We start from the raw sequence: 14,381 nt of genomic DNA on the forward strand, positions 1-14,381 counted from the left end.
GACAACCGTCTCATATGCTGGATTCGCCTCTCGTGCGAAGCTCTTGACATGGGTGCGCAGGCCGATCTCCGCCGGGGGCTGGGGTTCATGCGTCCGCTCGGCCGGGTCGGTCCCAGTGTGATCGAGCCCGCCCTTCCGCCCACACGTGTGCTCGACCTGCCCGGCCGTGGCCGGGTGACCGCCCGTGTCGTCGACGGAGACGCTCCCGTTCTGCTCCTGCACGGCTGGACCCTCACCGCCGACGTGAACTTCTGCCATCTCATGCCACGCCTGCCCGGCGGGCTGGTGGCGATGGACCACCACGGGCACGGCCGCGGGCCGGCCCGTACGGAGCGGTTCACCATCGAGGGTGCCGCCGACGACCACATCGCACTGCTCGACGCGCTCGGCATCGACAAGGTGATCGTGCTCGGCTACTCACTCGGCGGGCCGATCGGGCTCGACCTCGCCCGCCGGTACCCCGAGCGGGTCGCCGGGCTGGTCCTCCAGGCCACCGCGCTGCGGTTCGACAGCTGGATGGACAAGCTGACCAGGCCACTCCTGCGCGCCGTACGGCCGCTGACCGCGCTCGGGCTCGGGCGTACGGCACCGCTGCGGTTCTTCGGCGACACCCGCAACCGGAGCACCGAGACCAAGCTGCTCTGGCAGTGGCTGCGCCGCGAGCTCATGCTGTGCCATCCGCGCACGATGGTGGACGTCATGCTGGCCGAGTACGACTTCGACTTCCGCCCGCACGCGGCGTCGCTGCGGGACGTGCCGACCGTCGTCGTCCTCACCTCCAAGGACTCCGCCGTGCCGCCGCGTGACCAGCGTGACATGGCGGAGCGCCTCGGCGCCGAGGTGATCACCGTCGACGAGGACCACGACGTCTTCCTCGCCGCGCCGAAGACCTACGTCGCCGCGAGCCTGGAGGCGATCGCCCGGGTCACCACCTGACGATCGTGTCCGTCAGGTACTCCGAGGTGAAGGAGGTACGGTCGCCGGACCGCCTACCCGGCACCGGGAACAGCCGCGCCGACAGCGGCTTCTGGAGTTTCACGGCCAGCGCGGTGACGTCCAGCAGCAGCCGCGCCAGGTCGTCCGGCGAGCTGTCGCCCGGCAGCGGGACGGTGTCCAGGCCCGTGCCGCAGACCGAGGAGTAGGCCAGCAGGTCGTGCAGGCCGATCCGGCCCTCCTCCCAGGCGCGCGCCAGGACGACGTCCTCCATCACGGGCAGCATGAGCCCGTTGTATCCGCAGGTCGGCAGGCTGGTGCCGCGGATCGCGGCGGTCAGCGCGGCGGCGGTGGCGAGGGTGCCCGGCGCACCGAAGGCGCCGACCGCGGCCTCGAACGCGGCGCCGATGCTGTCGGGGCCGTTCGGCGCCGGGGACAGGTCGATGCCGCCGAAGCGTACGCCCAGCTCACCGGCGATCCGCTCCACGAGCCGTACGACCGGGGTCGCCTCGGCGGTGAACGCCTCAGCGGCGCGTTCGGTGAGCCCGTCGAGGCCGCCCTCGGCCGCCTTCACGGCGATGCTCGCGGCCTGCAGGCCGACGGTGAGGTCGGCCGGTCCGTCGTGGTACGCGGCGGGGAAGAACGGGCCGTTCGGCGGCACGCAGGCGAGCGCGGCGAAGCGGAAGTTGCCGAAGCCCTCCTCGGTCTCGTTCGCGAGCCGGAGCATGGCCTCGGCTGCCGGGCGCGCGGCGGCGGTGTTGCCGTCGAGCCGTACCGTGCAGTTCAGCGCGTCGTTGCCGATCAGCAACTCGGGGATGAGCTCGACGCCGTCGGTCGCCGGGCCGAGGGAGAGGTAGACGAGACCCGCGTCGTCCAGCATCGCCTGCAGCTCGCGGGCGTACGCGGCGGTCGGGGTCATGTCGCCGAAGACCGGGCGGGTGGACAGCCGCAGGGTCTGCACCTCGTGGCCGTCGGCGCGGCAGGCGGCCTCGGCGCGGCGCAGCGCCTCGGCGGACCTGGCGATGACGTCTCCGGTCAGCGGGTGCGGCTCGGCCACCCCGAGCGTGAGCGTACGGATCGGGACCATCAGGCGATGATCTCAAAGAAGCCGTCGGCGATCAGATCCGGGAGCACGTCCCGGGCCGCCGCGCGTACGGCGCCGGGGTCGGTCTCGGTGATCTGGGCGATCGCGTCGAGCAGCGGGCCGAGCGGCAGGTCGCCGTCGCAGGCTCCGGCCAGCGCCGCCTCGACCGTGCCGACCTGGGCGGCACGACGCAGGCCGCGTGTCTGGCGGAGCACGATGCACTCGGGATCCTCCGCGCCGGGCCGGCCGGTCTGCTCCTGGACGACGCCGTCGGCGGTGCGCAGCGTCATCTCATCGATGATCACCGGCCGGCCGCGTACGACCCTGTCCACGTAGGCGCCCACGGGCTGGTCGACCGCGTGCCGGAGCTCCTCGACGCGGACGTCCTCGCCGCCGCTCTTGTGCAGGCTGATCCAGCCGAAGCCGATGCCGGTGACCTTCCGGCTCTCGAACAGCTCCAGCCAGGCGTCGTACCGGTCGCGGTACTCCGGCGTGCCGGCCTCGCACGAATCGCGCAGCCACAGCTCGGCGTACTCCGCCGGGTCCTGGACGTCGCGCTGGACGACCCAGCCGTCCACACCCTCGATCCAGCCGGCGACGCGTTCACGCCAGTCCTCGCCCTCGACGTGCAGCCAGTTGGCGAGGAGGTGACACCAGCCGTCGTCGGCGAGGTGGCGCGGCGCCTCGCGTACGAGCCGCCGGCAGACCTCGTCACCGGGCAGGCCGGACTCGCGGTAGCCGAACCGCCGGTCCGGCGAGATCACGAACGGCGGGTTGGACACGATGAGGTCGAACGTACGGCCCTCGACCGGCGCGAACAGGTCGCCGGCGAGCAGCTCGGCGTCCACCCCGGACAGGGCGAAGCTCAGCGCGGCCAGGTCGAGGGCGCGCGGGTCGAGGTCGGTCGCGGTGATCCGCCGGGCCCGGTGCGCCAGGTGAACCGCCTGGACGCCGGAGCCCGTCCCCAGATCGAGAAGGTTGTCCACAGGCCTGTGGACAACGAGCTGGGCCAGGTTCGCGGAGGCGCCGCCCTGGCCGACGACGTGGTCGGGCCGCACCCGGCCGCTCCCGGGCCGTACGTTGAGGTCGGAGACGACGTAGCCGAGGTGACGCCGGTCCGGACCGCCCTCGACCGGTTCGACGTGCAGGCGCGCCCGTACGGTGTCGCCGTCGTCGCGTTCGGCCAGGCCGAGTGCGATCAGGTCGTCGACGGGCAGATCGCCGGTCGATACCGGCACCTGGAGCCAGAAGAGCCGGAGCAGCGCCTCTACGGGCGTGCCTCCGCCTGAGGCGCGCAGCGCGGGCACGATCTCGCCGCGGGCCAGCGCGGCGCCCGCGACCGGCCCGAGCAGGTCCCGTACGCCGGCGACGGTGTATCCGGCCTGGTGGAACAGGTCACGTACGCGTTCGGCCGCGGTGGACGGCATGGACGGGGGCATGCCCCCATTGTCGCGGTGCCGGCGTCAGCTCAGGAACTTCACGAAACCCTGGGCCAGCGCCTCGGCCATCTTCTGGCGTCCGGCGGCGCTCTTCATCTTGGCGGCGTCACCGGCGTTGCGCATGTTGCCGGCCTCGATGAACACGGCCGGCACGGTGGCGACGTTGAGCCCGCCCAGGTCGCTGCGAACGTCGATCCCGTTCTTGCCGAGGTAGGTGGAGTACGGGATGCCGGTGCCCTGGTGGAAGGCGTTGCGAAGGTCCATGCCGAGGCGCTTGGACTGGGGCACGACCTTCTCGTTGTGGCCCTTGAGCACCGCCGGCTCGATGATGTGGAACCCGTGACCGCTGGCCGGGGCGCCGTCGCCGTGGATGGCGAGGCTGGCGTCGGCGTGCGCCCGGTTGGCGATCTTCGCCCGCTCGTCGACGCAGGGCCCGACGCCCTTGTCGTTCTTGCGGGTGAGGACGACCTTGGCGCCCTTCGCCCGGAGGATCTTGGCCAGGCGGAGCGAGACGTCCCAGGTGAAGGCGTGCTCGGAGTAGTCGTCATTCGTCGCGGTGCCGGTGGTGTTGCACGGCTTCATCGCGTTGATGACGTTGACCTTCTTGTTGATGATCTCCGGGTGGGAGGCATTGCCGCCGTTGTGCCCCGGGTCGATCACGATGGTCTTGCCGGCGAGCGGCGCCCCCTGCGGCGTCGGTGCGGCCGAAGACGCCGAAGATGCCGCGGCGGATGTGGGCGCGGCGGACGGCGGCGCGGCGGAGGCGGTGGAGTCGCCGCCGGAACCGCAGGCGCTGACCAGCCCGGCCACGGCCGCGATCGCCAAGGCGCCGAAGGCTTTTTGTCCGGAACGAGTCATGAGCTCAGACATCATGCCTCAGTGTGCCAAAGACGCGGGGGAGCTTTGGCCGGTTGCCGGCAAAGCCCTGACCAACCGAAGGCCTAGGACCCGTTGACCAGCGCATCCGCGTTCACAACGGCCACGGCGGCCCCTCACGTACGGGGAGAGTGACCGCCGCCGCCCTCTCCGCGCTGAGTTCGCGGCGACGGCGGTCACGCCTGACTTCCCGCGACCGCCCGGGAGGCGGCCGGGGGTTCCGCTACAGGCAGGCGTGCTCCTTGCCGAGCAGGGCCGCGAGGGCACGGGCCTCTTCCGCGTCCAGCCCCAGGACCACGCGCGGGCGGCCCCAGGGGTGGTCGATCGAGTGGGCGACGTAGCTCGCGACCGACTCCGAGGCCTCCTCGATCAGGCCTCGTGCGCGGCGCCACTGGGACCACGCGCGTTCCAGCTCGCTCGCGGCGCGCTGGGCGCAGGACACCAACTCCGGATCACGCATGATTACCCCCGGGTCCACACGATCCAGCTCTGGCCGGCTCTGGTCGCCGCCAGGCGGCCTCGCGGCGGCGCACCGGCCGATCCCCCCGAAGGGCCGGTGGCGCCACCCGCGTCGGCCCGCCGAGCGGCTGGTGTGCTCACCCATTAAGGCCGTGCCCCGGCCGTACGGCGGGCGGCTTCGACCAGGCTTGACCGGCCCCTTACCGGGAACAGACCCGCGCGGAGATCATCCCTCGCCTCCGATGCCCAGTACGGCCAGGAAGGCCGCGGCGGCCGGAGAGGGCTGGTGGCGGCTCCAGATGAGATGCTCGATGCGTGCCGGTGCGTCGCGGAGCCGGACGACGGGCAGGTCGGCGAGTTCGGGGACGAAGGCGGCGGGCAGCATCCCGATCCCCAGGCCCTGCCGTATCAGGCGGGCCATGAGGTGGGCGGCCGTCACCTCGAAGGCGACCTCGCGCCGTACCCCGGCCGCCGCGAAGGCCGCGTCGAGTGGGCCCGTCCGGCGGTGCCCGCGGGGAAGTCGACGAACGTCTCCTCCGCCAGCCGGCGCACGTTCACGTGTTCGTGGTCCGCCAGCGGGTGGTCGGGCGCCACCACGACGACGAGCTCACCCCGCGCCAGTTCACGGCAGCGGACGCCGCGCAGGGCGGATACGCACTGGGACTGATCCTTCTGGTGCCGCTCGGTGACCTGGTGGAGCGGCGGCGGCTCGCCGTGTCCCTCTACGCGGCGACCGCGGTGTTCCTCTTGGTGTCGGCCACCGCGGCCAACGGGACGGTGCTGCTGGTCGGCACGGCTCTGACCGGGCTGACCGCGGTGGGAGCGCAGGTCGTCGTGCCGATCGCGGTGACGCTCGCGGCCCCGGGCGAGCGCGGCCGGGTGGTCGGCACGGTGATGACCGGGCTGCTGCTCGGCGCGTTGTTGGCGCGCACCGCGTCCGGAGTGCTGTCGGCCCTGGGCGGCTGGCGGACCGTCTACTGGGTGAACGCGGCCTTGATGGCGCTGGTGGCCGTGCTGCTGCGTGTCTTCCTGCCCCGGCTCGGCGGTGACGGCGCACGCCTGTCCTACCCCGGTCTGCTCCGCTCGACGGTCGCGATGCTCCGGTACGAGCCGCTGCTGCGGTGGCGGGCGGGCATCGCCGCCCTGAGCATGGCCTCGTTCAACGTGCTGTGGACGGCGCTGACCTTTCTGCTGGTGCGGTCGCCGTACGGCTGGTCGGAGTCGGCCATCGGCCTGTTCGCGCTGGTGGGCGCCGCTGGGGCGCTGACCGCCTCGGTGGCCGGGCGGCTGGCCGACCGCGGGCACGTGCAGATGGTGACCGGCGGCACGTGCGGTTCCGCGCTGACGTCCGTGGTCTGGACGCACGGCGGGTGGACCAGTGTGTGCGTTCTGGGCGCCGCCTGCTCGGCCGGCACCATCGCGCTGTGGACGCTGGAACGGATCACCGTCGCCCGCGCGGCGGGCAGGCCCCCGCGGCTCACGGCTCACCAGCGTGAAGAGCCGGCGCGTGCGGCGGCACCCGGTCGTGCCTCCGGCGTTCGCCCCGGCCGCTGACTTTTGAGGCCGTGACCCGCGCGGCCGGGTCAGCGTGGGGCGCGGCCGGTCGTGGAGCGGATGACCAGGTGCGGCACGACGAGCGTCTGCAGGGTGTCGCGCAACGGGTCGTCGATGCGGGCGCAGAGGCGCTCGGCGGCGACACGGCCCATGTCGCGGCGCGGCTGGTCGACGCTCGTGAGGGAGACGTGCCGGATCGCGGCCAGATGGGTGTTGTCGTACCCGACGATCGAGATGTCCTCGGGCACGTGCAGGCCGAGTTCGTCCGCGGCGGACAGGACACCGGTCGCGACCAGGTCGTTCGGGGCGAAGATCGCGGTCGGGCGCGGGTCGCGGGACAGCAGCTTGCGCGCCGCGCGGTAGCCGCCGTCCTCGGTGAAGTCGCCCGGCTCCACGATGATCCGGTCATCGAGCCGGTGGCTTCTCATCGCCGATTCGTACCCGATCCTGCGGTAGTGCGCGGTCGTCGACGGCGCCCCCTCGATGTGCGCGATCCGGTCGTGCCCGAGCCCGACGAGGTGGTCGACGGCCAGCCGCGCGCCGAGCTCGTCGTCGTCGACCACGATGTCGACGCCCTCCACGTCGCGCTCGCCCACGACCACGACGGGGACGCTCTTGGCCGCCTCCTTCAGCGAGTCGGGAACGACGCTGAGCAGGACCAGGCCGTCGACCCGCATCTCCAGGAACGCCTCGACCGCCTCCGCCTGGAAGTGCGGGTCCCACCGGCCGCTGCCGACGAGCATGCGCAGGCCCGCGCCGTGCAGGCTCTCCTGCAGTCCGTCGAGGAACTCGGCGAAGAAGGGGTTGTGCAGGTCGGCGACCAGCGCTCCGATCAGGCGCGTACGGCCCTCGACGAGGCTCCGGGCGACCGCGTTGGGCCGGTATCCCAGCTCCCGCGCGGCCTTGAGCACGGCCTGCCGGCGGTGCTCGCTGACGTGCGGCGACCCGCGCATGACGAGCGAGACCAGTGATTTGGACACGCCTGCCCGTTCGGCGACGTTCCGGATGGTGGGCTTCGCCGCCACGGCCCTCTCCCGGCGTTCAACCTCTGCTGCCACTTGAGTCTCCTGGATCTCCGACGTACCACCTGAATCCGGGCAGAAACAGACGGACCGCCGCAAGGGAGGAGATGCCATGATGCCCCGACAAGACCCTTGACTGCTGTAACAGTGCGTAACGGGCGGTCAGGAGGGGACTTTCGGTCATGGTCGATAGGTGGCCTTTGGGCGCCGCGTCGGCGCTGACCTGCCATGGATGGCCGTCTATTGGACGCGGGCTCGGATACGCTGCCAAGCGTGGGTGATCGCGCAGTAGACGGGAAGGAGCCTGCGCAGGCCGTTCGACGCTCGTCCGGCGGCCGCCCGAGCAGGCGGCGGCTCAGCGTCGACGAGCGCCGCGACGAGCTCATCGCCGCTGCCCTCGAGCTGTTCAGCGACCGGCAGCCGGAAGACATCTCGATCGACGACGTGGCGGATGCCGCCGGGGCGTCACGGGCCCTCGTCTACCACTACTTCGGCGGCAAGCAGGAGCTCTACCTGGCCGCGCTGCACAGCGCCGCCAAGCAGCTGAGCGATCTTCTCAAGCCTCCGGCCGAGGGCAAGCCGCTCGAACGGCTGGCGGTCTCGCTGCACCGCTACTTCGACTACGTCGAAGACCACGCGGCGGGCTTCGTGGCCCTGCTGCGCGGCGGCCCGGCGTACCGCTCGGGCGAGGTCGGGGAGGTCCTGGACAACATCCGGAGCCTGGTGATGAACCACATCACCGCCGCGATCGGCGTCACGGACCCGGGCCCGGTGCTCCGCATCACGCTGCGCTCGTGGATGGCGTCGGTGGAGACGGCCGGCCTCGACTGGCTCGAACACCGCGACCTGCCGCGCGCGGAGCTCGAACGTCTCCTCGTCGACCACCACGTGGTGCTGCTGGACGTCGCCGCCCGGCACGACCCCGAGGTGGCCGCCCTGCTCGAACGCCTCGCCGAGGAGGACCCGGGCTAGGTTCGTCCTTGCCCAGCGGTCGGCCGGTGGGCGGTACCCCCTGAGCGACCCTGTGACAGGTCACGTCGTACGCGCTCCGCTCACGCCATGTCAAGGGTCCCGGTACCGCGTGCGGGCGCCACAGGACGCCTCTGATCGCTCGCAGGCCACGCGCCGTCCGGGTGGGCGGCCGGTGACGGTCGGCCGATCCCAGTGCCTGCCTCAAAGCCCCGCCGTCCTACCGCGCGAACCATGCGCCCGCTTCTCCCCTGCGAGGCCCATCCGGTACCCCCCGATGGGCCGGGGTCGCGTCGTGCGTCCTTCGATCGACTGGGAGCGTTTGACCAATCGGGCGTGTCTCAGCCCTTTGGGCGTGTCCCGGCGGTTTTGGGCGTGGCCCGCCGTCCGGCCTGCGCTGGAGCAGGTGTTCCGGAGCGGCTTTGCGGCGGTACGACCGCTCCGCCCGGCCTCGGGCGGAGCGACCGCACCTTCAGCGTGAGTCGTCTCCAGTCCGAAGCGGCCGTCGATCCTCGCGGGAACGATGGCCCCTCCAGGCCGGAGACGACTCTCGCGGAGTCCGTAGAACCCCCCTACGCGGCCCCGTTCGGGACGGGGCCGATTGAACTTCTCGTGGAAGCCCCCCGACCGTCCGCACGTGACGGTGGCTCCGCCACATCGCGGTTCACGCGGTGCGACCGGCCGCGGAGAGACGCGGCCGACCGGATGCGTCGCCGTGACGACGGCGACCGGCGATCACTTGGCTCGCCGACCCGGATCGGGGTGTCTCCGGGTTACTCCGACCGCTGCTGCGGGATCCCCCCCAGCAGAGCGCGGACCTCGGCCTCGCGGTAGCGCCGATGCCCTCCCAGCGTCCGGATTGACGTCAACTTCCCAGCCTTCGCCCAGCGGGTGACGGTCTTGGGGTCGACGCGGAACATCGTCGCCACCTCTGCCGGCGTCAGCAGGGGCTCGGCCTCTGGCGTACGAGCTGACATTTGTGCGGCCTCTCCTCCGTGGACCGATGACAGCGATCCAGCGTTTGATCCTCGCGCGTGCCACTGATGTCTCTTATGGTCTGGATGAACCACTTTGACATCACAAGACGTAACCATGCCACCACTCAGCGCAACAGGCAAGTCCCTGATAGCAACTCTGCGATTTTTGGTGGCTGAGTCACGCTGCGTGATTCTAGCGACACGTATCGTCGCATCGCGCGCTGATTCAGGTAATTGTCCTCAGTTCGCGGATTCAAGAGCTCGTACGACGCGCCACCGGGCGACGACACGCTTGTGCATCGCGACGGCCAGTTCGGCCTGCCCGGTCTCCATACCCGTGATCGCCGCGCCCACCTCGGCCACGGACTCATCGGCGCGCAGAGCGGCGTCGTCGAGGAGGTGCACGAGCCCTCCGTAGTCGAGTTCGACCAGCGAGTGCGGGTGGAACTCCTCCAGCCAGCGACCCACCGACTCGACCTCGCCGGCGTCGAGGTGATCACCGGCGTGGCGCCGTACGGCGGCCAGCGCGCGGGCGACGCGGCGGCGCGCCTGGGCCATCGGCGTGACGTAGATCAGCGTGCGCACGGGCGTGGCGGTCGTCGGGCCGCCGCCCGGGTTGTCGTCGTGCGCGCCGAGCACGAGCCACCGCTCTTTCGCCACAAAAGGGACGAACCAGGCGATCGGCACCTGCCAGGTGCTCGACAGGATGTGCGGGGTGAGCGTGCCGGACTGCCGCTTCCAGCGGTCGAACGCGCCATCGGCCTGCTCCGCCACCCGCTGCGGCACGAACATCTCGGCGAGCTGCTCGGACATGCCCGCACGGAACCGGTCGAAGGCCAGCCAGGAGCGCAGCCGCGTCTCCCAGGGGCAGATGTAGGTCACGTCCTCGGCGCGCCGCACGTACGCGTCACGGCTCTCCCGAACCGGAGCGACGATCGGCGGGACCGCGATCAGGCGTCTGAGGGCGTGGGTGTGCTCGACGTCAAGAGCGCCGACGCGCCGTGGCCGCTTCTCCGATACGGCATACGCTGCCCAAATGGACTTCTCCGGCTCGGCAAAGGCGTTCAGCGGTTCGTATACCCGAAGGTACGCGGCGTAGGGCAGCACGACCGCATCGTGACACGATCTCGCCACGGAACGCTCGTCGTCACGCCCGCCGAGACGCTCCTGAGACCTCCGGCCACCGTACCGGACGGACTCCCGGAGATCTTCGCACCCCCGCCACCCGCGGCCGGGCTCCAAGCCGGGATTCACGCGACGCCCCGGATGACGCCGATCACTGCGGAGCGGGCGGCGGTACGCCTACGCTGATCGTGTCGGACTCACGCTCCCGCCGCTGGTCACCTGTCGTGCGATCCACGAACATGCTGCCCTGCGGCCGGGTACCGGGTACAACGCTCAACGCCGCCACCACGGCACCGGGCAAGTGTGCGCTCAGAGAGGAGCCACAACGTGACAAAGGTCTTCGGCGTCCCCCACGAACAGGTCGTCTTCTGCCACGACGAGGCCACCGGCCTCAAGGCGATCATCGCCATCTACTCGACCGCGCTGGGTCCCGCCCTCGGCGGAACCCGCTTCTACCCCTACGAATCCGAGGACGAGGCGCTCGCCGACGTGCTGAACCTCGCCAAGGGCATGGCGTACAAGAACGCTCTCGCCGATCTCGACCTCGGCGGCGGCAAAGCGGTCATCATCGGCGATCCCACCACGATCAAGTCCGAGGGGCTTCTCCGCGCGTACGGCCGGTTCGTGCAGTCGCTGCACGGCCGCTACTTCACCGCCTGTGACGTGGGCACCTTCTCCGAGGACATGGACGTCATCGCGCGGGAGTGCTCGTACGTCACGGGCCGCACGGTCGCCCACGGAGGCGCCGGCGACTCGTCCATCCTGACCGCGTTCGGGGTGTTCCAGGGGATGCGCGCCGCGGCCGAGCACACCTGGGGCGAGCCGTCGCTGCGCGGCCGCCGCGTCGGCGTCGAGGGCGTCGGGAAGGTCGGCCGCCGCCTGGTCGAGCACCTCGTCTCCGACGGCGCCGAAGTGGTCGTCACCGACGTGACCGAGGCCGCGATCGACCGGGTGCGCGCCGAGCACCCCGAGGTGCAGGTGGTCGACGGGCACGCGGCGCTGACCGGCGCCGAGATCGACGTGTACGCCCCGTGCGCCCTCGGCGGCGCCCTGGACGACGCGACCGTCGAGACGCTGCGGGCGAAGATCGTGTGCGGGGGCGCCAACAACCAGCTCGCCCACACCGGCATCGAGAAGCAGCTCGCCGACCGCGGCGTGCTCTACGCGCCCGACTACGTCGTCAACTCCGGCGGCGTCATCCAGGTCGCCGACGAGATCGAGGGCTTCGACTTCGACCGGGCCCGGCAGAAGGCCACCGGGATCTTCGACACCACGCGCCGCATCTTCCAGATCGCCGCCGACGAGGGCGTACCCCCGGCCGTCGCCGCCGATCGGCTCGCCGAGCGCCGTATGTCCGAGATCGGCCGCCTGCGCGGCATCTTGGTCGGCTCCTGACCGGCTCGCGTCCGGGATCTTCGTTGTGACGGAGATCCCGGACGTGTCACTCCACATCGTCGGCTATCCTCTGCTGAAGCCGCCACCGCGCAGACGACGTACCGAGCCGGGCGCAAAACGGGTACGGTTGTAGCCGTAGCTGGTGCGTGGGGTCTTGTCGCGCCCGGCTGTGGATGCGTAAGCGAGCGTAAGTGGGGCCAACGACGGGTCCCCGACCATCGAGGGGGTCGAGCCAATGGGGCGCGGCCGAGCCAAGGCCAAGCAGGTGAAGGTAGCTCGCCGGCTGAAGTACAACAGCGGCGGGACAGACCTTGACCGTCTGCGCGGCGAGCTGGGCGTCAACCAGAACTCGCAGGATGACCATGACCCCTACGACGATGACTCGTCGTATGAGGACCTCGCTGACCGCTATGCGGACTACGCCGAGGACCACGACGAGAACGACGGCAAGAGTACGGCGAAGTAGCCGTCCCGTTATTTGAGGTCGTTCCAGTCACGCACTGAGACGGTTCTCAGGGGTCGTTGATGGCATGATCGTGAAGCGTTCCCGCCGCCCCGGCGGGAGCGCTTCACGTGTGATCAGACGCCTTGAGCGCGGCGTCGCCGGTGGTAGTGCACGGTGACGATGCCGAGCAGCGGCCCCCAGGCCGCCAGCGGCGCGTACGTCACGGCGAACGCGACGGCCTGCCAGCCGTGGACGATCACACCCGTGCCCTTCGTTCCGTCGATCATCCGGCCGAGGCTCAGCATGATCAGCGCGTACGGGAAGAGCACCGTGAGCACCGTCGCACCGAGCCCAGCGGGCACGACCGCGGCGAGCACCGGCACCCGCCGCCCGCCCAGCCCGGGGATCCATCGCGGCACCACCTCACCCCACTCGCTGACCAGTCCGACGGTCAGGTACGCGAGAAGTTCGCTGACCACGCTGAGCGCCACCACGTACCACAGGCCGGTGAACAGCACCGGGCCGTGACCTCTCGGGGGCGCCGAGGTCCGCTCGAGCAGCGGCGCGTGGAGGTTCACGGCGGCGATCCGCCAGACGCATGAGGGCAGCGTGGTCAGCGTGGTGGCGTACGCGGCAGGCACGGCCCACCGGGGCACGCCTCTCGCCGTCCGGCCGTGCAGCCTCGTCAGGATCGCGCCCGCGGTCATCGGCCCCTGCCTTCCCTGGATCCGTGGCCCGGGGACGCACCCCGGGTGTTCGGATCCGAAGATCGCAGCCGGTCGCGGCCGTGCGCCTCACCTGGCCGAGGGGGGCGGCTCCACCGTGCGAGGGATTCTCAGCACGTCCGGCCGTGGACGAGGAATGCGATGAGAGCCTTCTCGTACGCCCGCGGGTCGGCGTTCCAAGCCAGGGTGTGCGCGCAGTCGGGCACTCGTACGTAGCCGACGAGCTCTCCGTGCCGCCGGGCGAAGGCGTCACTGCAGGCGACCGGGATGTGGACGTCGGCGTCACCGTGGAACAGCAGCGTCGGGACGGGCCTGCGGTCCGGGCGGTTCTGGTGGTCCAGTCGGGTCAGGTCGATTCCGGCGTGGTCGGTCACCAGGCGTTTGACGGCGCCGCCGGCCCACTGCGGCAGGTGCAGGCGGCGCAGCTGCGCGTCAGTGACCGCCCCGGCGTTCAGCAGGGGCGCGTCGAGTACCGCCGCGCGTACGCACCCGGCGTGGGCCGAACGGTCGAGGAACGTCTCGACGATGCCGCCGCCCATGGACCAGCCGTACAGGACGACGTCACCGGCGCCCGAGCGCAGGGCGTACCGTACCGCCGCGTCCAGGTCCGCCCACTCGGTGTCGCCGAGGTGGTACATGCCGTCCGGGCTCCGGGGCGCCTCCGCGTCGTTGCGGTAGGCCGGCACCAGCACGGGGAACCCGGCTCCGCTCAGGGCCGGCAGCACCCGCAGGGCCTCTTCGCGGGTCGCCCGGTTGCCGTGCACCGCCAGTACCCAGGTGGAACGCCGTCCCGGCAGGTACCACGCCGACAGCGGGCCCAGCGGGCCGTCGATGACCACCTCGTCGAAGGGCAGGCCGTGCGCGGTGTACGGGTCGCCTCGGTGGACGAACTTGTTCCACCGTACGACGCCGTCGCGCGGCGGCCGGGCCATGGACGTGATCAGCCGCCGGGTGACCGTCCGGCCGTCCTCGGCGACGACATCTCCCACGATCGCGTCGCCGCCGGGCCATGAGAGGCCGAAGGAACCGCGGTGACGCGTCTCCGGAGTGCTCTCCAGCGTCACGCGCTCCGCGTCCGCGCCGAGCAGGCGTACCATCACCGGGCGCGGCGGTGCGACGCGCAGACGCGAGGCCAGGAGCCGTCCGGCGGTGGGGGCGACGGCCGACATGAGGTCCCCCTGCCCGAGTCTTGATCACGGCCAGGCTACGCGGCGTCCGGATCGGGCGCGTCCGTACCGCGATCTGGCAGAGAATACTCGTCGAATATTCACCGGAATAGTCCTACTTAGCCGCATATATGCCCCAGTGGCCGGGAAATTGCCTCTCCCCTTCACCGAATGTCTTAGGTTAGGCTTATCGGAGTCGAACTCGGTAAGGA

General features: G+C 71.2%; 15 protein-coding genes and 1 pseudogene. 6 read left to right on the forward strand and 10 right to left on the reverse strand.

Going from position 1 to position 14,381, the window contains the following annotated elements; all coding sequences use genetic code 11:
* The first annotated feature begins 48 nt into the window (after positions 1-48).
* A complete protein-coding gene (locus ACQEV1_RS50885) occupies positions 49-936 on the forward strand; it encodes an alpha/beta fold hydrolase (protein WP_285629565.1) in 888 nt (295 codons plus the stop codon).
* Here ACQEV1_RS50885 and ACQEV1_RS50890 read toward each other — a convergent pair.
* From ACQEV1_RS50890 to ACQEV1_RS50910, 5 genes and pseudogenes are all read right to left on the reverse strand, one after another.
* Positions 926-2,020: a DUF711 family protein gene (locus ACQEV1_RS50890; protein WP_433405307.1), complete on the reverse strand. Its 1,095-nt coding sequence runs from the start codon at positions 2,018-2,020 to the stop codon at positions 926-928. The two genes, ACQEV1_RS50885 and ACQEV1_RS50890, sit on opposite strands and share 11 nt — an antisense overlap.
* Positions 2,020-3,456, reverse strand: coding sequence for a DUF7059 domain-containing protein (locus ACQEV1_RS50895; protein WP_433405310.1), 1,437 nt, complete (start codon positions 3,454-3,456; stop codon positions 2,020-2,022). The genes ACQEV1_RS50890 and ACQEV1_RS50895 overlap by 1 nt, the downstream gene beginning before the upstream one ends.
* Positions 3,457-3,480: 24 nt before the next feature.
* On the reverse strand, positions 3,481-4,314 hold the full coding sequence (locus ACQEV1_RS50900) for an N-acetylmuramoyl-L-alanine amidase (protein WP_433405313.1): 834 nt from the start codon (positions 4,312-4,314) through the stop codon (positions 3,481-3,483).
* A 241-nt stretch (positions 4,315-4,555) separates the two neighbouring features.
* Positions 4,556-4,792, reverse strand: coding sequence for a hypothetical protein (locus ACQEV1_RS50905; protein ID WP_285582320.1), 237 nt, complete (start codon positions 4,790-4,792; stop codon positions 4,556-4,558).
* 225 nt (positions 4,793-5,017) lie between these two features.
* Positions 5,018-5,388: pseudogene (locus ACQEV1_RS50910) on the reverse strand (LysR substrate-binding domain-containing protein).
* Here ACQEV1_RS50910 and ACQEV1_RS50915 point away from each other — a divergent pair.
* On the forward strand, positions 5,350-6,345 hold the full coding sequence (locus ACQEV1_RS50915; protein ID WP_433405317.1) for an MFS transporter: 996 nt from the start codon (positions 5,350-5,352) through the stop codon (positions 6,343-6,345). The pseudogene ACQEV1_RS50910 and the gene ACQEV1_RS50915 overlap by 39 nt on opposite strands.
* 29 nt (positions 6,346-6,374) lie before the next feature.
* Here the strand turns inward: ACQEV1_RS50915 and ACQEV1_RS50920 are convergent, their stop codons facing one another.
* A complete protein-coding gene (locus ACQEV1_RS50920; protein ID WP_433405320.1) occupies positions 6,375-7,403 on the reverse strand; it encodes a LacI family DNA-binding transcriptional regulator in 1,029 nt (342 codons plus the stop codon).
* A 237-nt stretch (positions 7,404-7,640) separates the two neighbouring features.
* Between ACQEV1_RS50920 and ACQEV1_RS50925 the strand changes: the two genes are divergently transcribed.
* Positions 7,641-8,339, forward strand: coding sequence for a TetR/AcrR family transcriptional regulator (locus tag ACQEV1_RS50925; RefSeq protein ID WP_285629560.1), 699 nt, complete (start codon positions 7,641-7,643; stop codon positions 8,337-8,339).
* Between the two features lie 770 nt (positions 8,340-9,109).
* Here ACQEV1_RS50925 and bldC read toward each other — a convergent pair.
* Together bldC and ACQEV1_RS50935 are read right to left on the reverse strand one after the other, a co-directional pair.
* Positions 9,110-9,313: a developmental transcriptional regulator BldC gene (bldC, locus tag ACQEV1_RS50930; RefSeq protein WP_141956617.1), complete on the reverse strand. Its 204-nt coding sequence runs from the start codon at positions 9,311-9,313 to the stop codon at positions 9,110-9,112.
* Between the two features lie 240 nt (positions 9,314-9,553).
* Positions 9,554-10,420, reverse strand: coding sequence for a hypothetical protein (locus tag ACQEV1_RS50935; protein WP_285582310.1), 867 nt, complete (start codon positions 10,418-10,420; stop codon positions 9,554-9,556).
* A gap of 9 nt (positions 10,421-10,429) precedes the next feature.
* Between ACQEV1_RS50935 and ACQEV1_RS50940 the strand changes: the two genes are divergently transcribed.
* From ACQEV1_RS50940 to ACQEV1_RS50950, 3 genes are all read left to right on the forward strand, one after another.
* Positions 10,430-10,624, forward strand: coding sequence for a hypothetical protein (locus tag ACQEV1_RS50940; RefSeq protein ID WP_433405325.1), 195 nt, complete (start codon positions 10,430-10,432; stop codon positions 10,622-10,624).
* A gap of 141 nt (positions 10,625-10,765) precedes the next feature.
* On the forward strand, positions 10,766-11,833 hold the full coding sequence (locus ACQEV1_RS50945) for a Glu/Leu/Phe/Val dehydrogenase dimerization domain-containing protein (RefSeq protein ID WP_285629559.1): 1,068 nt from the start codon (positions 10,766-10,768) through the stop codon (positions 11,831-11,833).
* A gap of 235 nt (positions 11,834-12,068) precedes the next feature.
* A complete protein-coding gene (locus ACQEV1_RS50950) occupies positions 12,069-12,299 on the forward strand; it encodes a DUF3073 domain-containing protein (RefSeq protein ID WP_285582305.1) in 231 nt (76 codons plus the stop codon).
* 113 nt (positions 12,300-12,412) lie between these two features.
* Here the strand turns inward: ACQEV1_RS50950 and ACQEV1_RS50955 are convergent, their stop codons facing one another.
* Positions 12,413-12,985 (reverse strand): hypothetical protein, encoded by a 573-nt coding sequence (locus tag ACQEV1_RS50955; RefSeq protein WP_285629558.1) that lies wholly within the window; start codon positions 12,983-12,985, stop codon positions 12,413-12,415.
* A 128-nt stretch (positions 12,986-13,113) separates the two neighbouring features.
* Positions 13,114-14,172, reverse strand: coding sequence for an alpha/beta hydrolase (locus ACQEV1_RS50960; RefSeq protein WP_433405330.1), 1,059 nt, complete (start codon positions 14,170-14,172; stop codon positions 13,114-13,116).
* Between the last annotated feature and the right edge of the window lie 209 nt (positions 14,173-14,381).

Origin of the sequence: Actinoallomurus sp. CA-142502, from assembly GCF_050936355.1 — a bacterium.
Classification (GTDB): domain Bacteria; phylum Actinomycetota; class Actinomycetes; order Streptosporangiales; family Streptosporangiaceae; genus Actinoallomurus; species Actinoallomurus iriomotensis.